This is a genomic window from Haloferax sp. Atlit-4N (assembly GCF_003383025.1).
Lineage (GTDB): Archaea > Halobacteriota > Halobacteria > Halobacteriales > Haloferacaceae > Haloferax > Haloferax gibbonsii.
The window spans coordinates 1-24,637 of sequence record NZ_PSYY01000001.1 but is presented as its reverse complement, the minus strand read 5'-3'; the positions used below and the strand labels follow the sequence as shown (position 1 = coordinate 24,637).

19 protein-coding genes are annotated in these 24,637 nt (G+C 67.3%); 10 read left to right on the top strand and 9 right to left on the bottom strand.

Annotated elements, in window-relative coordinates:
• The 3 genes from C5C07_RS00095 to lipA all read right to left on the bottom strand — a co-directional run bounded on the left by C5C07_RS00095 (nt 1) and on the right by lipA (nt 3,319).
• A complete protein-coding gene (locus C5C07_RS00095) occupies nt 1-984 on the bottom strand; it encodes an alpha-ketoacid dehydrogenase subunit beta (protein WP_004974191.1) in 984 nt (327 codons plus the stop codon).
• Nucleotides 981-2,087, bottom strand: a complete 1,107-nt coding sequence (gene pdhA / locus C5C07_RS00090; RefSeq protein ID WP_004974193.1) for a pyruvate dehydrogenase (acetyl-transferring) E1 component subunit alpha — start codon at nt 2,085-2,087, stop codon at nt 981-983. Before pdhA ends, C5C07_RS00095 begins: the two co-directional genes overlap by 4 nt.
• 296 nt (nt 2,088-2,383) lie before the next feature.
• Complete coding sequence (lipA, locus tag C5C07_RS00085) at nt 2,384-3,319, bottom strand: lipoyl synthase (protein ID WP_049905034.1); 936 nt, start codon at nt 3,317-3,319, stop codon at nt 2,384-2,386.
• A gap of 630 nt (nt 3,320-3,949) precedes the next feature.
• Here lipA and C5C07_RS00080 point away from each other — a divergent pair.
• Nucleotides 3,950-6,289 carry a DEAD/DEAH box helicase gene (locus tag C5C07_RS00080; RefSeq protein ID WP_004974197.1) on the top strand — a complete coding sequence of 780 codons (2,340 nt, stop codon included), beginning with the start codon at nt 3,950-3,952 and terminating at the stop codon, nt 6,287-6,289.
• Between the two features lie 49 nt (nt 6,290-6,338).
• On the opposite strand, the gene C5C07_RS00075 is transcribed toward C5C07_RS00080, so the two are convergent.
• Nucleotides 6,339-6,989 carry an HAD family phosphatase gene (locus C5C07_RS00075; protein WP_004974198.1) on the bottom strand — a complete coding sequence of 217 codons (651 nt, stop codon included), beginning with the start codon at nt 6,987-6,989 and terminating at the stop codon, nt 6,339-6,341.
• A 102-nt stretch (nt 6,990-7,091) separates the two neighbouring features.
• On the opposite strand from C5C07_RS00075, the gene C5C07_RS00070 reads away from it, so the two are divergent.
• The 3 genes from C5C07_RS00070 to C5C07_RS00060 all read left to right on the top strand — a co-directional run bounded on the left by C5C07_RS00070 (nt 7,092) and on the right by C5C07_RS00060 (nt 10,623).
• Nucleotides 7,092-7,823: an Sjogren's syndrome/scleroderma autoantigen 1 family protein gene (locus tag C5C07_RS00070; RefSeq protein WP_115804337.1), complete on the top strand. Its 732-nt coding sequence runs from the start codon at nt 7,092-7,094 to the stop codon at nt 7,821-7,823.
• Nucleotides 7,824-8,017: 194 nt separating this feature from the next.
• A complete protein-coding gene (gene endA, locus C5C07_RS00065; protein WP_004974201.1) occupies nt 8,018-9,037 on the top strand; it encodes a tRNA-intron lyase in 1,020 nt (339 codons plus the stop codon).
• A complete protein-coding gene (locus C5C07_RS00060; protein ID WP_004974203.1) occupies nt 9,034-10,623 on the top strand; it encodes a tryptophan--tRNA ligase in 1,590 nt (529 codons plus the stop codon). Before endA ends, C5C07_RS00060 begins: the two co-directional genes overlap by 4 nt.
• Before the next feature lie 36 nt (nt 10,624-10,659).
• Here the strand turns inward: C5C07_RS00060 and C5C07_RS00055 are convergent, their stop codons facing one another.
• Nucleotides 10,660-11,691, bottom strand: coding sequence for an ornithine cyclodeaminase family protein (locus tag C5C07_RS00055; RefSeq protein WP_115804336.1), 1,032 nt, complete (start codon nt 11,689-11,691; stop codon nt 10,660-10,662).
• 91 nt (nt 11,692-11,782) lie between these two features.
• Between C5C07_RS00055 and C5C07_RS00050 the strand changes: the two genes are divergently transcribed.
• A complete protein-coding gene (locus C5C07_RS00050) occupies nt 11,783-12,925 on the top strand; it encodes an FAD-binding oxidoreductase (protein ID WP_050459844.1) in 1,143 nt (380 codons plus the stop codon).
• A 19-nt stretch (nt 12,926-12,944) separates the two neighbouring features.
• On the opposite strand, the gene C5C07_RS00045 is transcribed toward C5C07_RS00050, so the two are convergent.
• Nucleotides 12,945-13,217, bottom strand: coding sequence for a hypothetical protein (locus tag C5C07_RS00045; protein WP_004974211.1), 273 nt, complete (start codon nt 13,215-13,217; stop codon nt 12,945-12,947).
• 319 nt (nt 13,218-13,536) lie between these two features.
• Here C5C07_RS00045 and C5C07_RS00040 point away from each other — a divergent pair, with 319 nt between their 5' ends.
• From C5C07_RS00040 to C5C07_RS00025, 4 genes are all read left to right on the top strand, one after another.
• A complete protein-coding gene (locus C5C07_RS00040; RefSeq protein WP_004974214.1) occupies nt 13,537-15,036 on the top strand; it encodes a phenylalanine--tRNA ligase subunit alpha in 1,500 nt (499 codons plus the stop codon).
• A complete protein-coding gene (gene pheT / locus C5C07_RS00035; RefSeq protein WP_004974215.1) occupies nt 15,036-16,748 on the top strand; it encodes a phenylalanine--tRNA ligase subunit beta in 1,713 nt (570 codons plus the stop codon). Before C5C07_RS00040 ends, pheT begins: the two co-directional genes overlap by 1 nt.
• Before the next feature lie 234 nt (nt 16,749-16,982).
• On the top strand, nt 16,983-18,188 hold the full coding sequence (locus C5C07_RS00030; RefSeq protein WP_049905035.1) for a PLP-dependent aspartate aminotransferase family protein: 1,206 nt from the start codon (nt 16,983-16,985) through the stop codon (nt 18,186-18,188).
• 90 nt (nt 18,189-18,278) lie between these two features.
• Complete coding sequence (locus C5C07_RS00025; protein WP_115804335.1) at nt 18,279-20,891, top strand: valine--tRNA ligase; 2,613 nt, start codon at nt 18,279-18,281, stop codon at nt 20,889-20,891.
• Nucleotides 20,892-20,957: 66 nt separating this feature from the next.
• Here C5C07_RS00025 and C5C07_RS00020 read toward each other — a convergent pair whose 3' ends face one another.
• The 3 genes from C5C07_RS00020 to C5C07_RS00010 all read right to left on the bottom strand — a co-directional run bounded on the left by C5C07_RS00020 (nt 20,958) and on the right by C5C07_RS00010 (nt 23,679).
• A complete protein-coding gene (locus tag C5C07_RS00020) occupies nt 20,958-22,268 on the bottom strand; it encodes a DUF6498-containing protein (protein ID WP_255564052.1) in 1,311 nt (436 codons plus the stop codon).
• A 97-nt stretch (nt 22,269-22,365) separates the two neighbouring features.
• Nucleotides 22,366-23,421 carry a quinone-dependent dihydroorotate dehydrogenase gene (locus C5C07_RS00015; RefSeq protein ID WP_004974225.1) on the bottom strand — a complete coding sequence of 352 codons (1,056 nt, stop codon included), beginning with the start codon at nt 23,419-23,421 and terminating at the stop codon, nt 22,366-22,368.
• Between the two features lie 60 nt (nt 23,422-23,481).
• On the bottom strand, nt 23,482-23,679 hold the full coding sequence (locus C5C07_RS00010; RefSeq protein ID WP_004044784.1) for a hypothetical protein: 198 nt from the start codon (nt 23,677-23,679) through the stop codon (nt 23,482-23,484).
• Nucleotides 23,680-23,917: 238 nt separating this feature from the next.
• Here C5C07_RS00010 and C5C07_RS00005 point away from each other — a divergent pair, with 238 nt between their 5' ends.
• The gene (locus C5C07_RS00005; protein WP_004044781.1) at nt 23,918-24,232 is read left to right on the top strand and encodes a non-histone chromosomal MC1 family protein; all 315 of its coding nucleotides are present in this window, start codon (nt 23,918-23,920) and stop codon (nt 24,230-24,232) included.
• Nucleotides 24,233-24,637: the final 405 nt, after the last annotated feature.

Here is a 24,637-nt window from a genome sequence, read left to right as displayed (position 1 = left end):
TCAGAAGTTCACCGCCTCACGAATACCTTCTTCGACGCGGGCGACCGAGGGGAGGTAGTAGTCCTCCAACGCGTACAGCGGGTACGGCACGTCGTAGCCCGCGACGCGCTTGACCGGCGCTTCCTGGTAGAGCAGCGCCTCCTCCTGAATCGTCGCCGTGATTTCGGCCCCGAGACCGCCGTTCTTCGGGGCCTCGTGGACGACCACCGCGCGGCCGGTCTTCTTGAACGACTCCACGATGGTCTCGCGGTCGAGCGGCGAGATGGTGCGGATGTCCACGACCTCGGCGTCGATGCCCTCCGCTTCGAGGTTCTCGACGGCTTCGAGCGTCGGGCGCGTCATCGCGCCGAAAGTGAACACGGACACGTCCGTGCCCTCGCGGCGGACGGCGGCCTCGCCGATGGGGACCGTGTACTCCTCTTCGGGGACCTCGCCGCGGAACGCCCGGTAGATGAGCTTCGGTTCCATGAAGATGACCGGGTCGGGGTCGCGGATGGCGGAGATGAGCAGTCCCTTCGTGTCGTACGGCGTCGAGGGGATGACGACCTTCAGGCCGGCCTCGTGCGCGTAGAACATCTCCTTGGACTCCGAGTGCGACTCGGGGGCGCGGATGCCGCCGCCGTAGGGCGCGCGGAGCACCATGGGGAGGGTGTATCGGCCGCGGGTGCGGTTGCGGAACCGCGACATGTGGCTCACGATTTGGTCGAAGCCGGGGTACATGAAACCGGAGAACTGAATCTCGGGGACCGGTTTCAGCCCCATCGCGGCCATGCCGACGGCCGTGCCGACGATGCCCGATTCGGCAAGCGGCGTGTCGATGACGCGGTCGTCGCCGAACTCGTCCCAGAGGCCCTCCGTGGCCCGGAAGACGCCGCCGTTCTTGCCGACGTCTTCGCCCATGACGAGCACCTCGTCGTCGAGGTTCATCTCGGTGTAGAGACCGTCCCGTACCGCCTGCACGATGGTGAGGTTCTGACTGCTCATTCTCTGAGGAATCCTTCGTCGCCGAACTTCTCGCGGAGCGCCTCGAACTCCTCGTACTGCGCTTGAATCTCCGGGGTTCGCTCGGCGTATGCGTGGTTGAACATCTCGCTCGGGTCCGGACGCGGGTCGGACTCGGCCGCCTCGATGGCGTCGGCGACCCGCTGTTTCACGTCCGCCTCGATGGCCTCGACGCCCTCGTCGTCGATGCGGCCCGTCTCGCGGAGGAACGACTCCAGCCGCGGGATGGGGTCTTTCGCCTTCCACTTCTCGACTTCCTCGTCGTCGCGGTAGACGGTCGGGTCGTCGGCGGTCGTGTGCGCGCCGAAGCGGTACTGGACCGCCTCGATGAGCGTCGGCCGGCCCTCGCCCTCGGCGGGGTTCTTCGCCTTGTCGAGCGCCGCCTTCGTCACCGAGTAGACCGCGAGCGGGTCCATCCCGTCGACCTGCACGCCGTCGATGCCGTAGGCGGTCGCCTTCTGCGCCAGCGTCTCGGAGGCGGTCTGTCGCTCCCGCGGCACCGAGATGGCCCACTGGTTGTTGTTACAGAAGAAGACGTTCGGGGTGTCGAAGACGCCCGCGAAGTTCAGCCCCTCGTGGAAGTCGCCCTCGGAGGTCGCGCCGTCGCCGAAGTAACAGATGACGGCCGTGTCGTCCTCGCCGCGGAGCTTCTTCGCCCACGCCGCGCCGGTCGCGTGGGGAATCTGCGAGGCGATGGGGACCGCGGGCGGAAAGATGTTCACGCCCTCGGGCATCTCGTTGCCCTTCTCGTGGCCCATCCAGTACAGAAGCGTCTGTTTCAGCGGGAGGCCCCGGAGCAGCGACGCGCCGTGTTCGCGATAGCTCGGGACCATCCAATCCTGTTCGTCGAGCGCGATTGCGCTGCCGATCTGTGCGCCTTCCTGTCCCGACAGCGGCGGATACGTCCCCATCCGCCCCTGCCGCTGGAGACTCACCGCCCGCGTGTCGAAGTGTCGGGCGAGACGCATGTACCGGTACATCTCGACGAGCGTCTCGTCGTCGATGTCGGGAACCTCGCCGACGACGGTCCCGTCCTCGTCGAGCACTCGTACCTGGTCCTGCGGGTCGCGCTGAAGCACGCTCACGGGAGAACCCTCCTGTTCATGGCAAAATCGACACCCGCCGGCGTTATATTGTTTTCGTATATAATTTACTTTGGCTCGGAATATTGCGGCTCGCGTCGTGCTATGTAAACTCACGCGAGGTAAAATTGGACATTTTCGCTTCTAAACGATTCTTCCTGACGTTCATTAGTGTGAACCCACACATCACCGAGAAATAATCGGAAATATCGACAGCATTGCAGGACCGTTTCGGGGCGGGAACGGGGTCGGACCCGGTCGGTCGAGTCGCGCGGAGCGGGGTGGGATGGCGGCGGAACTTACTGTCCGGCGGCCGCGCGCGCGGCCTGCCGCGCCTCCTCGACGCTCGACCCCTCGCGGAGGAGCGCGTCCACGAACAGTTCGCCGGCCTTGTACGACGACCGGACCATCGGGCCGGACGCGCAGTAGAGGAAGCCCAGTTCGTCTTCCGCGACGCGCCGCCACGTCTCGAAGGCGTCGGGGTGGACGTACTCGAACACGTCGAGGTGGCTCCGAGAGGGTTGGAGGTACTGACCGAAGGTGACGATGTCCACGTCGGCCTCGCGGAGGTCGGAGAGCGTCTGGTAGACCTCGTGGGCGTGCTCGCCGAGGCCGAGCATGACCGAGGTCTTCGTGTGGATGTCGGACTCGTCCGTCACCTGCTGGAGCACCGAAAGCGACTGCTCGTAGCCGGCGCGGCGGTCCCGAATCGGCCACTGGAGGCGCTCGACGGTCTCGATGTTGTGGGCGATGACGTCGGGCCCGGCGTCGATTATCTTCCGGACGTGCTCGGGTTCGCCCTGGAAGTCGGGAATCAGCACCTCGACGAGCACCTCGGGGTCGCGGCGCTTGATTTCGCGGATGGTCTCGGCGAAGTGGGCCGCGCCCTGGTCCGGCAGGTCGTCGCGGTCCACGGAGGTCAACACGACGTAGTCGAGGCCGATTTCGGCCACCGCGTCGGCGACGTTCGCCGGCTCCTCGGGGTCGAGCGGCTCCATCCCGCCGGTCGTCACGTCGCAGAAGTTACACCCGCGCGAGCACCGGTCGCCCATGAGCATGAACGTGGCCGTCCCGGGGCCGTCGCGGCCGCTCCAACACTCTCCGAGGTTCGGGCAGTTCGCCTCCTCGCAGACGGTGTTGAGGTTCCGGTCCCGGAGCGTCGATTTGATATCGGTGAAACGCCGGCCCGATGGCGGTCGCATCTTCAACCAGTCTGGCTTCCGCCGCGTGCGCATAGGCAGTTCTTGCGAGGCGACGGGCAAAAACGTGAGGATTGGTCCGCCGTCTGTCGGGTCGCCGATGGAATCTCCCGCCGAGTCAACCGAAACCGCGTCCCCGCGACGTTAGCCATCGCATACACGTCCCGTGCTACCACGCCTTGTTCAGAATCGTTCAAACGAACACTACTATCGCGAGAAACGAAACGTTCAGGCCGAATACATCACAACTTTCCATCAAACAGCATGTACGACCGTGCTAGATGTATCATCTAAATGAAAAACTTATATTCGAGTAAAGACTTCTATCGAGTATGAACTGGAAACACCGCCGCAACATGACGAAGGCCGAATCGAAGAAGCACGAGGCCACCGCGGGGACGAACTGGTCGTTCATCGCCGCGCTCGCCGGCGCCGCGTAAGCGCTCGGCACTTCGGTCCTCGACTCCGCCCCCCACTCTACCACACCACACCGCGTTCCGCCGGAACGCGCCACCAACCTCAGTCCCTCCGTTTTCCGCTCGTTCGACGCCCGCGAGCCGCCGCGCCGGATGGAGAAACGCCTTTCCCCACGGACGACTCGGCTTCGTGTATGACGCTCGTCTTCGTCTCGTCCCCGACGCCAGCGCGCACCCGGAGGTGCGCCCAGTGAAAGTCGCCGAGGCGGTCCCCGAGTTCGCAGACGCCTTCGGGTTCGAGGAGTTCAACCGGATGCAGCGCGAGGCGCTGCCCGCCATCCTCGACACCGACCACAACGTCGTCGCCTCCGCGCCCACCGCCAGCGGGAAGACGGCGCTCGCCGAACTCGCCATCTGTCGGACCCTCCGCGACGAGGGGACGGCGCTTTTCATCGCGCCGCTCCGCGCGCTCACCACCGAGAAGGAGACCGAGTGGGAGCGCTTCGAGGACCTCGGCTACTCGGTGTACGTCGTCACCGGCGAGCGCGACCTGAACCCGCGGCGGGCCGCCCGCGCCGACATCCTCGTGATGACGCCCGAGAAGACCGACTCCGCGACCCGGAAACACGACTCGGCGCGCTACTCCTTCATCGAGGACGTGGACTGCGTCGTCATCGACGAGGTCCACCTGCTGGACTCCGAGACTCGCGGCGGCGTCCTCGAAGTCACCGTCTCGCGGATGCGACGCATCTGCGACCCCCGCATCGTCGCGCTGTCCGCGACCATGCCCAACATCGACGACGTGGCGGCGTGGCTCGACGCGCCGGACGAGACGACCTTCGAGTTCGGCGACGACTACCGCCCCGTCGACCTCCACGCGGGCGTCAAAACCTACACCCACGGCGAGAACTCCTTCGCCGACAAGTACCGCCGCCTGTACCGGGCGTTCGACCTCGCGGAGCCCCACATCCGCGACGGCGGCCAGTCGCTCGTCTTCGTCTCCTCGCGGCAGGACGCCGTCCGCGCGGCCGCCAAGGCCCGCGACGAACTCGCCAAGCGCGACGTGCCGATCGGCGCGCGCGGCGACTACGACTTCCACAACGAGGCGAAGGAACTGAGCAACGACTCGCTCGCCAAGGGCGTCTTAGACGGCGTCGGCTTCCACCACGCCGGCCTCTCCCGCGACGACCGCGAGGCGGTCGAAGAATGGTTCAAGGAGGGGAAGATTCAGCTCCTGTTTTCGACCTCCACGCTCGCGTGGGGCGTGAACCTCCCCGCCCGCTGCGTCGTCATCCGCGACACGAAACACCACGACCCACTCGAAGGCGAGGTGGACATCTCGCCGCTCGACATCCTCCAGATGCTCGGCCGCGCGGGCCGCCCCGGCTACGACGACGTGGGCTACGGGTGGGTCGTCTGCGACCGCTCGGACCAGAACAAGTACCGCCGCCTGCTCCGCGAGGGCAAGGAAATCGAGTCGCGCCTCGCCGAGGACCTCGACTCGCACCTCAACGCCGAAATCGCCATGGGCACCATCCGCGACCTCGACGACGTGCTGTCGTGGCTGGAGACGACGTTCTACTACCGCCGGGCGCAGTCGAACCCGGCGGCCTACGACTTCGAGGACCTCCGCGAGCGCGTCCGCGACGTGCTCGACCGCCTCGTCTCCCGCGGCTTCGTCGAGATGGACGACGACCTCTCTATCGACGCGACACCGCTCGGGCGACTCACCTCGAAGTACTACCTCCGCCTCGGGACCGCCTCCCGTTTCGCCGACCTCGCCGAGCGCGACCGCATCACCGCCGACGACATCCTCGAAACCGTCGCGGGCGCGGCCGACTTCCGGCAGGTGTCGGCGCGTCAGTCCGAGGTCGACGCCGTCGACTCGGTGTTGACGGGCGTCTCGACCACGCTCGAAGACGGCCCGAAGAAGGTGCTCGCCATCCTCCACGCCAGCATGGCGAACTCGACGCCGAGCGAGCTCCGGAGCGACGCGTGGGTCATCAAGCAGAACGCGCTCCGACTCCTCTCCGCGCTCCGCGAGTTCCTCGACACCTTCGCGGACGCCCGCGCCGCCAACCTCGCAAAGCGCGTCGAGGCCCGCGTCGACAACGGCGTCAGCAGCGACGCCGCGGCGCTCACGGCCGTCGACGGCATCGGTCCCGGTCGCGCGCGAAAGCTCGCCACCGGCGGGCTCTCCACCCCGGCCGACGTGGTCGACGCCGGCGTGAAGGAACTCACCCGCGCGGGCCTCTCGCAGGGCGTCGCCGAGCGCGTCATCAAGAGCGCGAGAGACCTCCCCGCGCCCGACATCGACTGGGGTGACTTCCCCGAGTCGGTCGCTCGCGGCGAGAGCGACATGCACGACATCCGCGTGCGGAACGACGGCGGCGGCGGCTCGGTCGGGATCCGCGTCACCGTCAACGACGTGGAGATGTCGGCGAAGACGTGCTACCTCTCGGACGAGGTGACGGTCCCCGTCGGCGTCTTCGGCGCGACGGACGACGAACTGGAGTTCGTCGTGGAGGTCACGTTCCCCGACCTGCCGCTGCTCCCGATTCGGGAGTCGCGGACGGTCCGAGTCGAATAGAAGAAAACGCGGGGTCAGCCGCCCTTCGGTCGGTTTTGGTCGATTTTGCCTACTCCTCGCCGAGCAACGCCGCCCGCAACTCCGCCGGTCCGTTCACGATTTCGTCCGCCCGCGAGAGGTCGAGGTCGGCGTTCTGTTCGCCGCGGTAGGCGATGGTGTACGCGCCGGACCGCACGGCGGCCTCGATGCCGTTTATCGAGTCCTCGATGACGACGCACTCCTCGGGGGCGACGCCGAACTCGGCGGCGGCGTGCTCGTAGATGTGCGGTTCGGGCTTCCCCGGTCTGTCGATGTCGTCGGCCGAGAGCACGAGGTCGAGCGGGTCGAGGTCGAACCGCTCGCGGACGGTCGAAATCCAGGCCTGCGGGGCCGACGAGACGATGGCGACCTTCTTGCCCGCCGCGCGGAGGTCCGAAAACAGTTCCTCCGCGCCGTCCATCAGGACGACGTGCTCGCCGTAGACGCCCTCTGAGTTCTCGTGGTACGCCGCGACGAACTCGTCTTTCGTGACGGTCGTCCCGTACTCCGCGTCGAGGTAGTCGTATATCTCGCGGAAGTTCATCCCCGTTATCTCCTCGTGGTCGGGGTCGCCGGACTCGATGGCGTCGGCGAACACCCACTCGTCCTCGAAGGCGTGCCAGTACTGTTCGGAATCGACCAACACTCCGTCCATGTCGAACAGCACGACGTTCGCGTCCATGGTTCGCCCTCGGCCGCGACCGACCAAAGAGCTTCGTGCCGCGGCATGGCTGATGAACCCCCGTACGAAGGTTCAAATCGCAATTGGCGGCCATTCCGCCGCATGGATTCGATACGCGTCTTCGCCGGCGACTGCACCGTCAGCTTCGAGGGCTCCCGCGACCGCACCCAGCGCGGCCGGGTCGTCGTCGTGGCCAAACCCGACCGCACCGTCCTCGTCCACGACGCCGGGGGCTACCAACCCGTCGCGTGGCTGACCCGCGCCGACTCGCTGACCGTCGAGTCGGGGCCGGGGTCGTTCGGCCTCGTGGCCCGCGCCGGCGACCAGACCCTCACGGTCGAGTCGAACGACGTGACCGGCCGCGCCGAGTACCCCGCGAGCGACGCGGGCGTCCCGGTCGGTTCACACCCCGACACCGGCGACCCGCTCGTCAGGACTAACGGGTCCGCCGTCGCCCTCGACTCGGGGACCGAGTATCGCCTGCCGGCGGGCGCGACCGTCCTCGACGAGACGTGTGACGACTGCGGCCTGCCGCTGATGCGCGTCGAGCGCGGCGCGCCGTTCGAGGTGTGTATCGACCGCCGGTGCGACCCGCTTGACGACCATGTGAGAGACCGCTTCGACGGCGAGTGGTCCTGTCCGGACTGCGGGTCGCCGCTCCGCATCATCCGACGGGGCGGCCGGCTGCTCGCCGGCTGTGACGCCTACCCCGAGTGCGAAACGGCGTTTTCCCTCCCCGCGGGCGTCGTCGGCGACGACTGCGAGTGCGGCCTCCCGATATTCGAGACGAGTCGCGGCCGGCGGTGTCTCGACTCCACCTGCGAGGTCGCATGAGCCGACGCCCACGCGCAGGGCAGCAAGACGGGGGGCGACGACCGTGGCCCCGCCGCTGGCGACACGGCCGGCCGAGCGGTGCGCGTCCGGAACCGCGGCCGCGACGAGTCGACGCTGGCGGTCACCCCGACGCTCCCGCGGGCCGCGCCGCCGGCATCGCAGGCCCTTTGTCGTCGCCGCGCCCCGATTCGGGTATGCAAGGACGCCTCGAAGACGGCGTCGTCCACCTCCCGGGCGACGCTCGACAGCGGTTCCACGACTCGCGCGGCTACGGGAGACCCACCGGCGGCGACGACCTCGAGGTCGCGCCCGTCGAGGCCGCCCACCTGCTCTCGCGGGACGACATCGACGGCGTGGACGGGATGGGCCTGCGCGAACTCCTCGCGCGAACGGGGACCACCCTCGACTTCGTCGTCTACAAGGACCTCCGCGACCGCGGGTTCTACCTCTCGCCCGCCCGGGAGGGCTGGCCCGGCGTCGGCGACGCCGCGGGCGCGGACTTCCTCGTCTACCCCCGCGGGAAGGGCCCGTGGGACGGCGAGGTCGAACACCGGGTCCGCGTCGTCGGCGAGCGCGAGAGCATCCCCGTCTCGTCGCTCGGGGACGTGGTGCTCGCCATCGTCGACGAGGACGGCGACCTGACCTACTTCGACACCGAGGGCTACTCCCCCGAGGGCACGGCCGCGGAGGACCTCCCGGCCGACCTCGACGCGGAGCTCCTCTCGGACCGCGCGCTCGTCTGGGACGGCGTCGACCGCCTCTACCAGCGCGGCTTCTTCGGTCAGCGACTCTACGGGAGAAACGCCGACAGCGGCCCGCTCCAACTGTCGCTCCTCGAAGCCGCCTACCTCGCCCGCGCCGACGCGCTCGCCACCGACGAGGCCGACGTGGTCTCCCGCGGCCGCGACGTCGAGGGCGACCGATTCGACCGCCGGCTCGCGGTCTACGCCGCGCTCCGGGGGGCCAAGACGGTCCCCAAGAGCGGCTTCAAGTTCGGCTCGGACTTCCGCGTCTACACGGAGTTCGAGTCGGTGTCTGACCTCTCGCACTCCGAGTTCCTCGTGCGCGTGGTCGCGCCCGACCACACGTTCGTCCCGCGGGACCTCTCGCTCGACGTTCGCCTCGCCGGCGGTGTCCGCAAGCGAATGGTTTTTGCGCTGACCGACGACAACGGAGAGATAGACTGGCTTTCGGTCAGTCGGCTCACGCCATGACAGACGACGAACCCGCGGAGCGCATCCGCACCGATGGAGGCACAGCAGAGGGAGCAGATGACGTCGCCCTCGACCCGTGGGGCTCGTCGACCGTCTCCGACTACCGGAAGCTGTTCGAGGAGTTCGGCATCGAGGAGTTCGACGAGGTGCTCGACGAGGTTCCGAACCCGCACTACCTGATGCGCCGCGGGGTCATCTTCGGCCACCGCGACTACCGACCGGTCCTCGACGCCATGCGCGACGGCGACGACTTCGCCGTCCTCTCGGGCTTCATGCCGACGGGCGACCCCCACATCGGCCACAAGCTAGTCTTCGACGAGATAATCTGGCATCAAGAGCAGGGCGGCGACGCCTACGGCCTCATCGCCGACATGGAGGCGCACTCCGCCCGCGGCATCCCGTGGGACGAAATCAACGAGCACAGCCGCGACTACCTGCTGTCGCTCATCGCGCTCGGGTTCGACCCCGAGGCGGGCGAACTCTACCGACAGTCCGACAACGACCGGCTCCAGCGGCTCGCGTTCGAACTCGGCGGGAAGGCCAACTTCTCGGAGTTCCAGTCCATCTACGGCTTCGACGGCGAGACCAACGTCTCGCACATGCAGTCGGTCGTCACGCAGATGGCCGACATCCTCTACCCGCAGTTGGACGACCCCAAGCCGACGGTCATCCCGGTCGGCCCCGACCAGGACCCCCACGTCCGCTTCGCCCGCGACCTCGCCACCCGGATGCGATTCTTCAAGGTGACCGAGGCGTTCGCGAGCTTCGAACTCGACGACGCCGAGCGCCCGCTCGTCGCGGCCGCCCACGACGCCCGCGAGGCGTACGCCGAGGACGCCGACATGCCGCGGTGCGGCGAGGCGGCCGAGTGGCTCGCCGACGCCGACCTCGACGCGGCCGGCGTGCTCGTTTCCGAGTCGGTCCGCGAATCGGCGGTCGAGAAGCTCGAAAACGCCGGGATGGAACCGCTCCGCCCGCGGATTCGCTTCTTCGCCCGACAGGCGACCGACGAGGCGTTCGAGGCGCTCATCGAGGATATCGAGGGCGAAAAGCGCCGGTACGACCAGCACATCGACGCGTTCGACATGGGCGTCGACGAGGCCGAAGACCTCGCCCGCGAGGTCGAGGCCCACCACGGCGGCTACGGATTCATCCCGCCGTCCTCTATCTACCACCGTTTCATGACCGGTCTCACCGGCGGCAAGATGTCGTCGTCGATTCCGGCGAGCCACATCTCGCTTCTCGACGCGCCCGAGGAGGGCTACGACAAGGTGAAGTCGGCGACGACCGGCGGCCGCGACACCGCCGACGAACAGCGCGAACTCGGCGGCGAGGCCGACAAGTGTCCGGTGTACGAGCTGTACGCCTACCTGCTGACGGGCGACGACGACGACCTCGCCAAGGAGGTCTACGACGAGTGCGTCGGCGGCGAGCGCCTCTGCGGCGGCTGCAAGGAGCAGGCGGCGACGATGATGCGGGAGTTCCTCGAAGACCACCACGAAAAGCGCGAGGAGGCCGAGGAGGTCCTCGACTCGCTGGACATCGACTTAGAGACGGAGCGGCGGGGGGTTGCCGCGGAGCACTAGTGAGGCGGTAACGCCACCCATCGCCCACACGACCGCTCACAACCCCACTTCTTCTCCCACGCCGCGCGCGTTCGACTTCTCGTAGAGGTACTCGGCGGTCGCGGCGTCGAGCACCGCCGAGCCGACGCTCTCGACCACCAGAATCTCGTCGTCGTCGTCGCGACCGGCGTCGCCCTCGAACACCGCCGAGAGCGGAATCAGGTCGGACTCGTCGATGTCGGCCCCGCGCACGTCGCCGATGTCGGCGACTTCCTCGGGTACGTCGGCGAACACCCGCGCGGCCCGCTCGAACGTCTCGGCGTCGAGTTCCCGCATCTCGGGCGTGTAGGCCCCGACGGCGACGACGAGGCTTCCGGGTTCGAGCCGCGAGCCGTCGAAGACGGGCGTCTCGCTCGTCGTCGCGGTGACGACGACGTTCGCCCCGGAGACGGCCGCCTCGGGGGAGTCGACCGCTTCGGCGGGGAGGCCGTCCTCGCGGAGGTCGGCGGCGCACGCCTCGCGGGAGTCGCTCGGGGAGTAGACCCGGACTGACTCGACCGCGGAGCCGACGGCGACGGCGCGGCTCTGCCAGCGGGCCTGCGTGCCCGCGCCGAGGACGCCGAGTCGGACCGGTTCGGAGGCGAGGTACTCCGCGGCGAGCCCGCCGATACAGCCCGTGCGGGCGCTGGTAATCGTCGTCCCATCGAGGAGCGCGAGCGGGAGGCCGGTCGTCGCGTCGGTGAGGACGACCTGCGCGTTCACCGTCGAAAGGCCGTGCGAGACGTTCTCGGGATGGACCGACGCGAGCTTCGTCGCGTACACCTCGCGGCCGTGGATGTACGCCGGCATGGTGAGGGCGGTGCCGAGCGGGCCGTCCCGCCCTGCCGGTTCCACACCCGCGCCCGCGACACCCTCGCCGCCGGTCCCGTCCCGAACCCTGTCGATGTCGATGCCGACCGGGAAGTGCGGTCTCGGGGGCCGTTCGACCTCGCCGCGACCCTGCTTGACGAACGCCTCTTCGACGACGGGAAACAGCTCCGCGAGCGACAGTAACTCGCCGACGGCGTCGGCGGAGAGTATACGGACCATACCCGGACGACTCGTCGCGGTCGGGTGAAAACATTGCGCCTCGCTAGTGTGTGACAGACAAACTCATGTCGGTGGCGAATCAGACAGGACCATGCACGTCCTCATCGTCGGCGGCGGGGTCGTCGGACTCGCCTGCGCCCACGCGCTGGCCGACCGCGGAGCCGAGGTCACCGTCTGCGAGGCGGGGACGCTCGGCGGCGGCAGCACGGGTCGCGCGGCGGGCGGCATCCGAACGCAGTTCTCCACGCGCGTGAACGTCGAACTCTCGCTCGCCAGCGTCCCCGTCTGGGAGTCCTTCGCGGACGACTTCGGCGTCGACATCGACTACCGTCGGTCGGGCTACCTCTTTCTGGCCCGGACCGAGGAGACCGCCGCGGCGTTCCGGGAGAACGTCGCCATGCAGACCGACGCGGGCGCGCCGAGTCGCGTCCTCTCGCCCGAGGAGGCCGCCGAGTACCTCCCGGAGCTCCGGGCCGAGTCGTTCGTCGCGGCGACCTTCTCGGCCGCCGACGGCGTCGCCGACCCGCACTCCGCGGTTCAGGGCTACTCGGACGCGGTCCGCGCCGCCGGCGTCGACGTTCGGACGAAGACGCCCGTGACCGACCTCGCTCGCGTCGGCGGCTGGCGGGCCGAGACGCCGGACGGACCCATCGACGCCGACGCCGTGGTCGTCGCCGCGGGCGCGTGGTCCGGTCGGGTCGCGGCGCTCGCGGGCGTCGACCTCCCACTCGCACCGCGCCGCCGACAGATAGCCGTCGTGGAGCCCGAGGGCGACCTTCCGGCGGACGCCCCGCTCACCATCGACCTCGACACGGGTGCGTACTTCCGGCCGGAGCGGGAGGGGACCGCCATCGTCGGCGGCCACTTCTCGGCGTCGGACCCCGACGTGGACCCGGACCGGTTCGACGAGTCGATGGATATCGAGTGGGCCGTGGAGGCGACGGAGCGGGCCGACGACGCCGCGGCCTACTTCGGTCCGGAGACGCGGATTCGAAACGGCTGGGCCGGACTGTACGCCGTGACGCCGGACCACCACGCGGTTCTGGACGAGGTCGAACCCGGTCTCGTCGTCGCCGCGGGCTTTTCGGGCCACGGATTCCAGCACGCGCCCGCCACGGGCGAGGCCGTCGCCGACCTGTGTCTCGGCGAGGACGCCTGCGGGGTGGACGTGTCGGCGCTGTCGCTCGACCGGTTCGAGTCGGGCGAGACGCTCCGCGAGCGGAACGTGGCGTGAGAGAAATCGAACGCTCGGCTCAGGCGCTCATATCGACGACGGCGCGGAGTTCGCCGAGGACGCGAACGGGGTCGGCGACGTCGCGCGACGCGAGGACGCGAAAGCCGGTGTCGCCCTCGTCTTCGACGACGCGGTAGGTCCGTTCGCCGTCGTCGAACTCGTAGGGCGGCGAGGCCCGGACGAGGACGGCCTCGACGTCGTCTCTGTCGTCCGGTCGGTTCGGGGGTTTGACGATGAGCGACGCCTCGTGGCCGAGGCGAATCGCCGAGAGGGTCGTGTCCAGGTCTCGCATTCGTCTTCGCCGTCTCTCCGTCGGCCGGTACCAAGAACGTATCTGCGTTCGGACTGGCTCGGGACGGACGCGCAACGCTTTTACTCGGCACTCACAATCGGTCGCATATGGTATCCGAACCCAAACGCGGGACGCGAGCGAGCGAACCGACCACCGACGGGTTCGGATTTTTCTTCCTGACCGCCTGAGGTCGGCGGACTCCGTGCGGGCGTCATCGCGCCCGCCGGACGAAACCGACCCCGCCGGTCAGCCCCGCCAGCGCGGCGAGGCTTCGAAACTGCTAACCGACCACCAGACGGCTAACGCCACAACGAACCAGATGCGACTTCCGGAATCACAGGTCGCGGTGTTGAACGCCGCGAGCGCCACCGACGAACGAACGATTGCACAGCTCGCGGAGGCGACGGACCAGAAGCCCGAGACGGTGACGGGCGCGGTCTTCGACCTCCGCGACGAGGGACTCGTCTCGGTCACCGAGACCACGGCGGAGTCCGTCGAACTGACCGACGAGGGCGTCCAGTACGCCGAGGAGGACCTTCCCGAGGTCCGGCTCTACCGCGCCGCGCTCGACGTGGGCGACGGCGACGCGGTCCCGATGGGGCAGGTCATCGGCGCGTCCTCCCTCGGCGGCCCGCAGGTCGACATCGCGCTGTCGAACTTCGCGCGCAAGGGCTACGGGACCATCGATTCGGGCGAACTCGCGCCCGACGCGGACGCCGACCCCGACGCCGACGAGGAGGCCGCCGCGCTCGCGGCCCTCGCCGCGGGCGAGTCCGTCGACGCCGACGTGCTCGACCAGCTCGAATCGCGACAGCTCGTGGTCCGCCACGAGCGCACCATCCGCGCCGTCACCCTCACAGACGAGGGCGTCACGGCGCTGATGGAGGGCGTCGAGGCCGCGGAGACGGTCGACCGCCTCACGCCCGAACTGCTCACCTCCGGCGAGTGGGAAGACGTGGAGTTCACGGAGTACAACGTCGAGGCCGACGCGCCCGAGGCCCGCGGCGGTAAGAAGCACATCCTCCGGCAGACCGCCGACCGCGTGAAGGACGTGCTCACCGGCATGGGCTTCGCCGAGATGGAAGGCCCGCACGCCGACGCGGACTTCTGGATTAACGACTGTCTGTTCATGCCGCAGGACCACCCGGCGCGCACCCACTGGGACCGCTTCGCCCTCGACGTGCCGCCGATGGAGGACATCCCCGAGGACCTCATCGACCGCGTCCGCGACGCCCACCTCAACGGCGTCGGCGAGGACGGCGACGGCTACCACTCGCCGTGGTCCGAGGACTTCGCGCGGGCCATCGCGCTCCGCGGCCACACCACGTCGCTGTCGATGCGCTACCTCTCGGGCCACGAGGTCGGCGAGTTAGAGCCGCCGCAGCGGTACTTCTCGGTCGAGAAGGTGTACCGCAACGACACGCTCGACCCGACGCACCTGCTGGAGTTCTACCAGATAGAGGGCTGGGTGATGGCCGAGGACCTCTCGGTGCGCGACCTGATGGGCACCTTCGAGGAGTTCTACTCCCACTTCGGCATCACGGACATCCAGTTCAAGCCGCACTACAACCCCTACACGGAACCGTCGTTCGAGCTGTTCGGCCGACACCCCGAGACGGGCGAGCTCATCGAAATCGGTAACTCCGGCATGTTCCGCGAGGAAGTGCTTCGCCCGCTCGGCGTCGAGTGCGATGTGATGGCGTGGGGCCTCGCTCTGGAGCGTCTCCTGATGCTCATGTACGGCTTCGACGACATCCGCGACGTGCACGGAACGCTGTGCGACCTCGACCTGCTCCGCGAGACGGAGGTGCTCAAGTAATGCCCGTAGTCGACGTTCAACCCGACGAACTGCGCCGCCTGACCGGCCACGAAGACAAGTCCGACGAGGAGTTCAAAGACGACCTGTTCGCGCTCGGACTGGAGTTCGAGGGCGTCACCGACGACGGGGCGTTCCAACTGGAGTTCGGTCCCGACCGCCTCGACCGCCTGTCGGTCGAAGGCGTCGCCCGCTCGCTTCGCTACCAGTACGGCGACGCCCGCGGCGTCTCGGTGCCGAACACGAACGACCCCGACTGGACCTTCGTCGTCGACGACGACGTCCCCGAGGAGCGACCCTACGTCACGGGCGCGGTCGTCCGCGGGGTCGACCTGGACGACGCGGCGCTCGACTCGCTCATCCAGTTGCAGGAGAAACTCCACGCGACGATGGGCCGCAAGCGCGCCAAGGGAGCCATCGGCATCCACGACCTGACGATGCTGAAAGGCGACGTGCTCTCGGAGAACGCCTCCGGCAACTCCATCACGTACACGGGTATCGAACCCGACGGCGACACCTTCGTCGCGCTCGACTCGAACGACGAACTCACGCCCGCCGAGGTGCTCGAACAGCACGACACCGGGCGGAAGTACGCCGACCTCGTGAGCGAGTACGACCGCTATCCGGCCATCTACGACGAAATCGGTCTGTTCTCGTTCCCGCCGGTCATCAACGGCCGCCGGACCGAGGTCTCGACGGACTCCCGCGACCTGCTCGTCGAACTCACCGGCACCGACCAGTGGACCATCGACCGGATGTGCAACATCATCTGCTACGCGCTGGCCGCCCGCGGGGCGACCATCGAGGACGTCGAGGTCCAGTACGGGGGTGGAACCGTCGTCAAGCCCGACTTCGAAGTCGAGACGAAACACGTCTCCCACGACCGCATCGAGACGGTCCTCGGCGTCGAGTTGGAGATGGACGAGGTCATCGACCTGTTCGAGCGCTCCGGGCTGGACGCGGACGCCGAGTTAGGTGAGGAGACCGTCTACGAGGTCTCTATCCCGCCGTACCGCGTGGACGTGCTCCACCCGCTCGACCTCGTCGACGACGTGGGTCGCGCCTACGGCTTCAACGAACTCGAACCGCGCTACCCCGACGTGGGGACGGTCGGCCAGCGCCACGAGCGCTCCCGACTCGAAGACGCCGTCCGCACCTCGCTCGTCGGCCTCGGCTTCGAGGACCTGCTCAACTTCCACATGATTTCGGAGGAGGAGAACTACGAGCGCATGGACGTCGAGGTCGGCTCCGAGTATCTCGGCGGCGGCGAACCGGCCTCCATCACCGAGCCGTACAGCGAGGACTACACCATGCTCCGGACGTGGGTGCTGCCCTCGCTGACGATGGTGCTGGAGAACAACACCCACCGGGCGTACCCGCAGGACCTCGCGGAAATCGGCCACGTGGCCCACCGCGACGACGGCGAGAACACCCGCGTCGCCGAGGCCCGGCACGTCGCGGCCGTCCTCGCCCGCCACGATGCGACCTACGAGGACGCGAAGGCTCGCCTCGCGGCGCTCTGCCGCGATTACGACGCGGAACTGGAGACGCCCGCGACCGAGCATCCGTCGTTCATCGACGGCCGCACCGCCGCGGTCGTCATCGACGGCGAGGAAGTCGGCGTCGTCGGCGAACTCCACCCGAAAGTCATCGTCGACCACGACCTCGAACTGCCGGTCGCGGCGTTCGAGTTCGACCTGTCGGCGCTGGCGTAGGAGTTTCGGCGGTCGTTTTTGGTCCAGATTTTTGCGTGACGAGCGGAGCGAGTCGCGGAAAACGGTGGGAGCTTCGACCTGTTGGCGTTGGTACAGGTGGCCGGGAATATTTTTGAGGGTCTACGAACCGAAATCGGATAACTTGAGGTAATTTAACGACGCCAGTAATTCTTTTCGTGCATTTGGTCAGAACGCGATAGAAACCTTTAGGACGCGAGTCGTCGCCTTTCCTGTATGAACGATAATGATGTACGCCGCGAGACGCTGGCGGTGACCCACGGCGAGCGCGGGCAGACCCCGGCCCCTGGCGTCGAGGACGTCGTCGTTCCGGTCCATCTCTCGTCGACCTACGCGGTGCCGACCATCGACCCCGACGCGGACCTGGAGACGCTCGACCCCGACGCGGGCGAGTACCTCTACTCGCGGCTGTCGAACCCGACGCGGAACGCGCTGGAACACCGGCTCGCGGCGCTCGAAGGTGCCGACCACGCGCTGGCGTTCGTCTCCGGCACGGCGGCCATCGCCGCGACGATGACCGCGGTGGTCCGGCCGGGCGACCACATCGTCGCGTTCGAGGACCTCTACGGCGGGACGAAGACGATGCTCAACCGGCTGTTCGCCGACCGGCTGAACGTGGACGTGTCGTTCGTCGACGCCACCGACCCGGAGAACGTCGCGGCCGCGATGCGCGAGGAGACGGCGCTCGTCTGGATGGAGACGCCGACGAACCCGCTCATGCACCTCTGCGACATCGAGGCCATCGCGGCCATCGCCGACGAGGGCGACGCGGTGTTCGGGGTGGACAACACCTTCCTCAGCCCGCAGTTCCAGAATCCGCTTTCGCTCGGGGCCGACGTGGTCGTCCACAGCACCACGAAGTACCTCAACGGTCACTCCGACTCCATCGGCGGCGCGGTCGTCACCGACCGCGAGGACGTACTGGAGGAGATTACCTTCCTCCAGCGCGTCGGGATGGGGTCGATGCTCTCGCCGTTCGACTCCTACCTGACGCTCCGGGGAATCAAGACGCTCCCGCTGCGGATGCGCCAGCACGAGGCCAACGCGATGGAAATCGCCGAGTTCCTCGAATCCCACGAGGCCGTGACGCGAGTGCTGTACCCGGGGCTGGAGTCCCATCCGCAACACGACCTCGCGGCGCGCCAGCAGTCGGGCTTCGGCGGGGTGCTGTCGTTCGAACTCGACACCGACCTCGACGGGACCGCCGAATTCCTCGGCGAACTCCGGGAGTTCCCGCTGGCGGTGAGTCTCGGCGGCGTCGAGAGTCTCATCGAGCACCCGGCGACGATGACCCACTCGCCGCTCTCGCAGACCGAACGCGACGCGCTCGGCATCTCCGATTCGTTGCTTCGGATGTCCGTGGGCGTCGAGCACGTCGACGACCTTCGTTCGGACCTCGAATCGGCGCTTTCGGTCCTGTAGGTAGTCACCGCTCTCGCGCCCGAATTCCGTTCCCTCGGGCACTTAACCGAGGCGTTTAACAGTCCGCCCGGCTGTAGGTACGCCAACGCAATGCCGAGCGGAGAATACGATCCGGAAACCGTCGAGGCGAAGTGGCAAGAGAGGTGGGTCGACGAAGACCTGTACGCGTACCCGGAGCGTGCGGTAGACCCCGACACCGTCTTCTCTATCGACTCACCGCCGCCGACGGTGTCCGGGAGCCTCCACTGGGGCCACGTCTACGGCTTCACCCTCCAGGACTTCGTCGCCCGGTTCAACCGGATGCGTGGCGACGAGGTGTACTTCCCGTTCGGTTACGACGACAACGGCATCGCGTCGGAGCTCCTGACCGAGGATGAACTCGGAATCAAACACCAGGACTACGAGCGACGCGAGTTCCAGAAGCTCTGCCGCGAGGTCACGGCGGAGTACGAAGGGGAGTTCACGGAGAAGATGCAGAACCTCGGCATCTCCATCGACTGGGACCAGACGTACCAGACGATTTCGCCCGAGGTCCAGCGCGTCTCCCAGCTCTCTTTCGTCGACCTCTACGACAAGGGTCGGCAGTACCGCCAGCGCGCCCCCGCCATCTGGTGTCCCGAGTGCGAGACCGCAATCTCGCAGGTCGAGACCGAAGACGACGAGCAGGGCTCGCACTTCCACGACATCGAGTTCGGCGTGGCCGATTCCGAGGAGTCGTTCGTCATCTCCACGACGCGACCCGAACTGCTCCCCGCCTGCGTCGCCGTCTTCGTCCATCCCGACGACGACGACAACGAGCACCTCGTCGGGCAGGAAGCGGAGGTTCCGCTGTTCGGACAGCGGGTTCCCATCCTCGAAGACGAGCGCGTCGACCTGGAGACCGGCACGGGTCTCGTCATGTGCTGTACCTTCGGCGACCAGACCGACATCGAGTGGTATCAGGCCCACGACCTGCCGCTCCGCGTCGCCATCGACGAGTCCGGCACGATGACCGAGGAGGCCGACGAGTACGCCGGTCTCTCCGCCGACGAGGCGCGGGAGGCCATCGTCGCCGACCTCGACGACGCCGGGGCGCTCCTCGACAAGCGCGCCATCACGCACACGGTCAACGTCCACGAGCGGTGTGGCACGAGCGTCGAGTTCCTCGTCAAGGACCAGTGGTACATCAAACTGCTCGACAAGCGCGAGGAGTACCTCGAAGCCGGCGAGCAGATGGACTGGTACCCCGAGAAGATGTTCACGCGGTACAAGAACTGGATTGAGGGTCTCCAGTGGGACTGGGCCATCTCGCGGCAGCGCTCCTCGGGGATTCCGTTCCCCGTCTGGTACTGCGAGGACTGCGAGCACGTGGTCGTCGCCGACCGCGAGGACCTGCCGGTCGACCCGCTCTCGGACGACCCGCCGGTCGATGCCTGTCCCGAGTGCGGCCACGACGAGTTCGCCGCCGAGGACGACGTGTTCGACACGTGGGCGACCTCGTCGCTCACGCCCCTCATCAACGGCGGCTGGGACTGGAATCCAGAGACGGAGGCGATGGAACTCGAACGGCCCGAACTCTACCCGTTCGACATGCGCCCGCAGGGCCACGACATCATCTCCTTTTGGCTGTTCCACACGGTCGTCAAGTGCTACGAGCACACCGGCGAGGTCCCGTTCGACAGCGTCATGATAAACGGGATGGTCCTCGACGAGAACCGCGAGAAGATGTCGAAGTCCGTCGGTAACGTCGTCTCGCCCGACGAGGTCTTAGAGAAGTTCCCGGTCGACGCCGCCCGCTACTGGGCCGCCGGGAGCGCCGTCGGCGACGACCTGCCGTACCAGGAGAAGGGCCTCGTCGCGGGCGAGAAACTCATGCGGAAGCTCTGGAACGCCTCGAAGCTCGTCGAGAGCCTCACCGAGGACGCGCCCGCCGAGTTCGACCACGACGACCTGAAGGCCATCGACCGCTGGCTTCTGGCCTCGCTCGACCGCGAACTCGAGTTCGTCACGGAGAAACTGGAGAACCGCGAGTTCTCGAAGGCGCGCGACCGCCTGCGTAGTTTCTTCTGGCACACGTTCTGCGACGACTACCTCGAAATCGCCAAACAGCGCGTCCGCGAGGGCGACGACCCCTCGGCGGCGTACACGCTCCAGACCGCTCACAAGCGGTTCCTGACCTGCTTCGCGCCCATCCTCGCACACGTCACGGAGGAACTCTGGCGCGACATGTACGACGAAACGAGCGTCCACGACCAGTCGTGGCCCGAACCGCTCGGACTCGACGCCGACGTCGCGGCCGGCGAAACCGCGATGGCCGTCGTCGGCGCGCTCCGCAAGTACAAAAGCGACAACCAGCTCTCGATGAACGCCCCCGTCGACCTCGTGCAGGTGTACGGCGACATCCACGGCTTCGAGGAGGACGTGAGCGGCGTCATGCACATCGAGGCGCTCGAACTGCTCGACGAGGAGCCCGAAATCGAGTCGGTCGTGACCGGCGTCGACCTCGACTACTCGCTCGTCGGCCCCGAGTACGGCGCGCAGGTCCCGGACATCGAGGCCGCCCTCGAAAGCGACGACTACGAGGTCGAAGACGGCGTCATGCACGTCGCGGGTGTCGAACTCGACCCCGAGATGTTCACCATCGAGGAGTCCCGCGAGTACGTCGGCGAAGGCGACATGCTCGAAGCCGGCGACGCCATCGTCATCGTCCAGCACGCCGACTGAGACGGCCACTCGGTCGTTTCCGTCCGCGTTCTTTTCCCGGTATTCGGTCGCTTAGCGGGCGGCCCGTCAGTCGTCGCCGCTCGGCACCGTCGTCTCGACCTCTGTCTCCGGCCCAGTCTCAGTCTCATCTACGTCGCCGAAGGCGTCCAGCACCGCCGCCGCGTCTTCGACGTGGGGAATCGTCATCGGATGATTCGCGTTCGCGTCGTCGGTGCGAGCCTCCTCGGGGTCGGGGACGGTGAGTCCCACGTCGGGACTCGTGTCCACACCCGTCTCGAAGCGTATCGTCTCCGTGCCGAACAGGCGGTCGACGGCGTCGGTGGACACGCTGACGTCGGTGACCGCGTCGCGTTCGAGGCGTGCTTGCGGCTCGTCCAACAGCGCGTCGTGGGCGACGAGCACGTCCCCGTAGCACCGGAACTCGACGGGTCCGTAGGCGAGGTAGCGTGAGGTCCCTCGGATAGTCCCGAACGCGGCGGCGAGGGCGAGCGGCGCGAGCGCGAACGTCCACGCGCCGAAGAAGACGAGCGCGGCGGCGACGCCGTAGCACCACAGCACGCCGCTGGTGACCGTGTACCGGAGGCTTTGGGAGACCGCGTCGGTGAGGGCGACCGAACGGGCGGGCGTGGTTCGATAGGTCGGCGCTCCTGCAGGCACCTCCACCGGGATCGGTTCGATTTCGGTCTCCTCGCTCCCGTAGAGTCGGTAGAAGACGCCCCGCGTTTCGCTCCGTTCGAGTTGGAGCGCGCGGAGGTCGTAGAGGAACTTCAGGCCGACGAGGATCACGAGGAACACGTCGTTTTCGAGTTCGATCGCGAACGGTCCGAAGACGAACAACAGCAGTCCGACGGCGAACAGGAGTTTGAACGGGGGGAGCAACACCGACCGCGCGGAGTGGTCGCGGTAGCCGCCCGCCGCGAAGTAGCCGGTGACCGTTTCGACGCCCCGCCCGACGAACACGCTCACGCCGCCCAGAAGGATTTGTCCGGCGACCACGTCGGTGACGACCGGGTCGGTCAGGCCGAAGGCGACGAAGGCGACGGCGAGTTCGAGCGGGACGAGCAGGAACGCCGCGATGAGGAGCGTCGGAACGTTCCGCGGGTAGATCCGCGGGAGGGACCGGGGCAGCGAGACCCCCCCTCGCTTGGCTTGCAACGGGCCGAACAGTCGGTCCCCGTCGCCGATGGCGTTGTTGGGGCGCTTCGCTGCGAAGGGTATCTTCACGAGCGTCCAGCACAGCACGGCGGCGATTTCGGCGACGAACACGCCGAAGAGCACGGTCGGAGACCAGTCGAGGAACAGGACGCCGACGGGCGCGACGGCGTTCGAGGCGAGGACCGCCAGCACGCCGGAGTCACGAGGTGAGGGAGGGCGCACGACTTTTCAACCGGATGGGAAGAAAATCAGTCTTCGGTTCGCTATCAGCGCGCAGGTCCTCGGTCGTTGCGGCCGCGGTCGGCGAGATTTCGGGCCGCTACAGTCCCGACCCGACGGCGTCGGCCACGTCGTCGAAGCCGTCGCGGTCGAGCAGGTCGAGGAGGCCGCGGTTGATGTCGCGGGCGATAGACGGTCCCTCGTAGACCATGCCCGTGTAGAGTTGGACCATCTCGGCCCCGGCGCGAATCTTTCTGTAGGCGCTTTCGGCGTCCGAGACGCCGCCGACGCCGACGATGGGCACGTCGGTCCGCTCGGCGATGAAGCGAATCATGTTCGTGGCCTCGGCCTCGATCGGCTTCCCGGAGAGACCGCCGCGTTCTGCCCGGTTTGGGTTCCGCAGGGTGTCGGGCCGAGAGGTGGTCGTGTTGCTGGCGATGACGCCGTCGAGACCGAGTTCGTCGACGACTTCGAGCGCGTCCTCCACGGCGGGGTCCGGGAGGTCGGGCGAGAGTTTCACGAGAAGCGGGTCGGCGCCGGCGTCGACGAGCGTCCCGAGAATCGCTTCGAGCGAGTCGCGGTTCTGCAGGTCGCGGAAGCCCTCGCTGTTGGGACACGAGACGTTGACGACGAAGTAGTCCGCGCCGTCGGCGACGCGCTCGTAGGTGTAGCGGTAGTCGTCGGGGGCCTCCTCTGTGGGCGTTACCTCCGAGAGCGCGAGGTTGACGCCGACGGGGATGTCCGGGAGGGGTCCGGCGGCGAGGCGCTCTCCGACCGCGTCCGCGCCCTCGTTGTTGAGGCCCATGCGGTTGATGAGCGCCTCGTCTTCGGGGAGGCGGAACATCCGGGGGCGCGGGTTTCCGGGCTGGGGCTCCGCGGTGACGCCGCCGACTTCCACGTGGCCGAAGCCGAGCGCCGAAAGAACGGTGGGTATCTCGGCGTTCTTGTCGAACCCGGCCGCGACGCCGACCGGGTTCGGGAAGTCGAGGCCGAACGCGTTCGTCGCGAGTCGGGAGTCGTCGACTCGGTAGCGCCGCTCTAAGAGCGGTTCGACCGGAGTGCCGCGAGCGGTCGCGAGCAGTCCGTGGATGGTCCGGTGGGCGGTCTCCGGTGGAAACGAAAAGAGGAGTGGTTTGGCGAGGTGATAGGGGTTCATTGCTGTCTGTCGTGCCTTCCGCTGGTGACGGGTCGGTTCGAGACGATACGTATCACGCGCTCAGAAGTCGTGTTCGACCTGGTCTGGGTCCGCTTTTTGGATGATGATTTTACCGTCCCGAACGCGGACGAACACCTCGTCGCCGATCTCCATTCCGGCGACCGCGAGTTCGTCTTCGTGGAGGTTGACATGGACGTTGTGGTACTCGCCGTTCTCGTCTTTGGCGCCACTCGGACTGAGCTTCTTTTTCCGGACCATCTGGGGGTCTATCCGTTGGTTCGCCGCAGGGGATACATAAGTGTTGTCTCCGTCCTCCCGGAGAGTGGTGATTTTCGCCGGAACCCGACCGTCTCGCAGCGAAGTCCGTCGCATCGTCGGCGAGGTGAGTCGGCGCGTCGAACCGGTCGAGTATATAAGTAACACGGCGTCGTCGGTCGAAATTCGTCGATATATTTATCATGTGCCATGTGGTTCATTGGCATAGAGGTGGAAAATCATGGTACGCGAGGACGGTAAGCGGAACTTCGTGCTCCGAGAGGAGGACGGTACAGAGACGAGCGTGTTTTCGGGCAGCATGCCGAGGCAAGCGGCGCTCAAGGCGGCCCGACGACTCGACCCCGCCGGGTCCGAAGACGACGCGAAGTCGGACGCGGTCGAGATTCGACTCCGGGAGAAGGGGACTGACAAGGTCCACATCTTCGACGCGTGGGCGTGGAACAGCAGCGCCCCGGAGGACAAGCCCGGCTGGATGGAGGGGAAGATTACCAAAGGAAACGTTTCCAAGAAGGGAATCGAGCACCTCGACGAGTAGCGCGACCGACGTTCACATTCTTATCGTGCGCACGCACGTGTAGCACCCCGAGTCGTAGTGCAGTCGATACGCCTTTCAAACAGCGCCGCCAGCGTCTGCTTGCGCGACCGACACCCGGTCAGACCGAACGTACGACGCGGGGGATGACCGACCGGCCTCCAGTCGCGCGATATCTACGTCCTCGAGAGTTATCCGTGTCTCCGAGAGTCTATCATTATTTTATGAATAATCCCGCCATGAAACCGCATGACGAAGCGCCATCGGTTCGACGGCCTTTTATGTATCCCCGGCATTCGGATTAATGCGAAGAAGCGCACGGGGGCACTCCCCCCGAAGGCTTCCACCGAACGCCCCGACCCCAAGGTCGTCAGGCGCCCACCGGGATGACACACCTTCCCGGGGGTC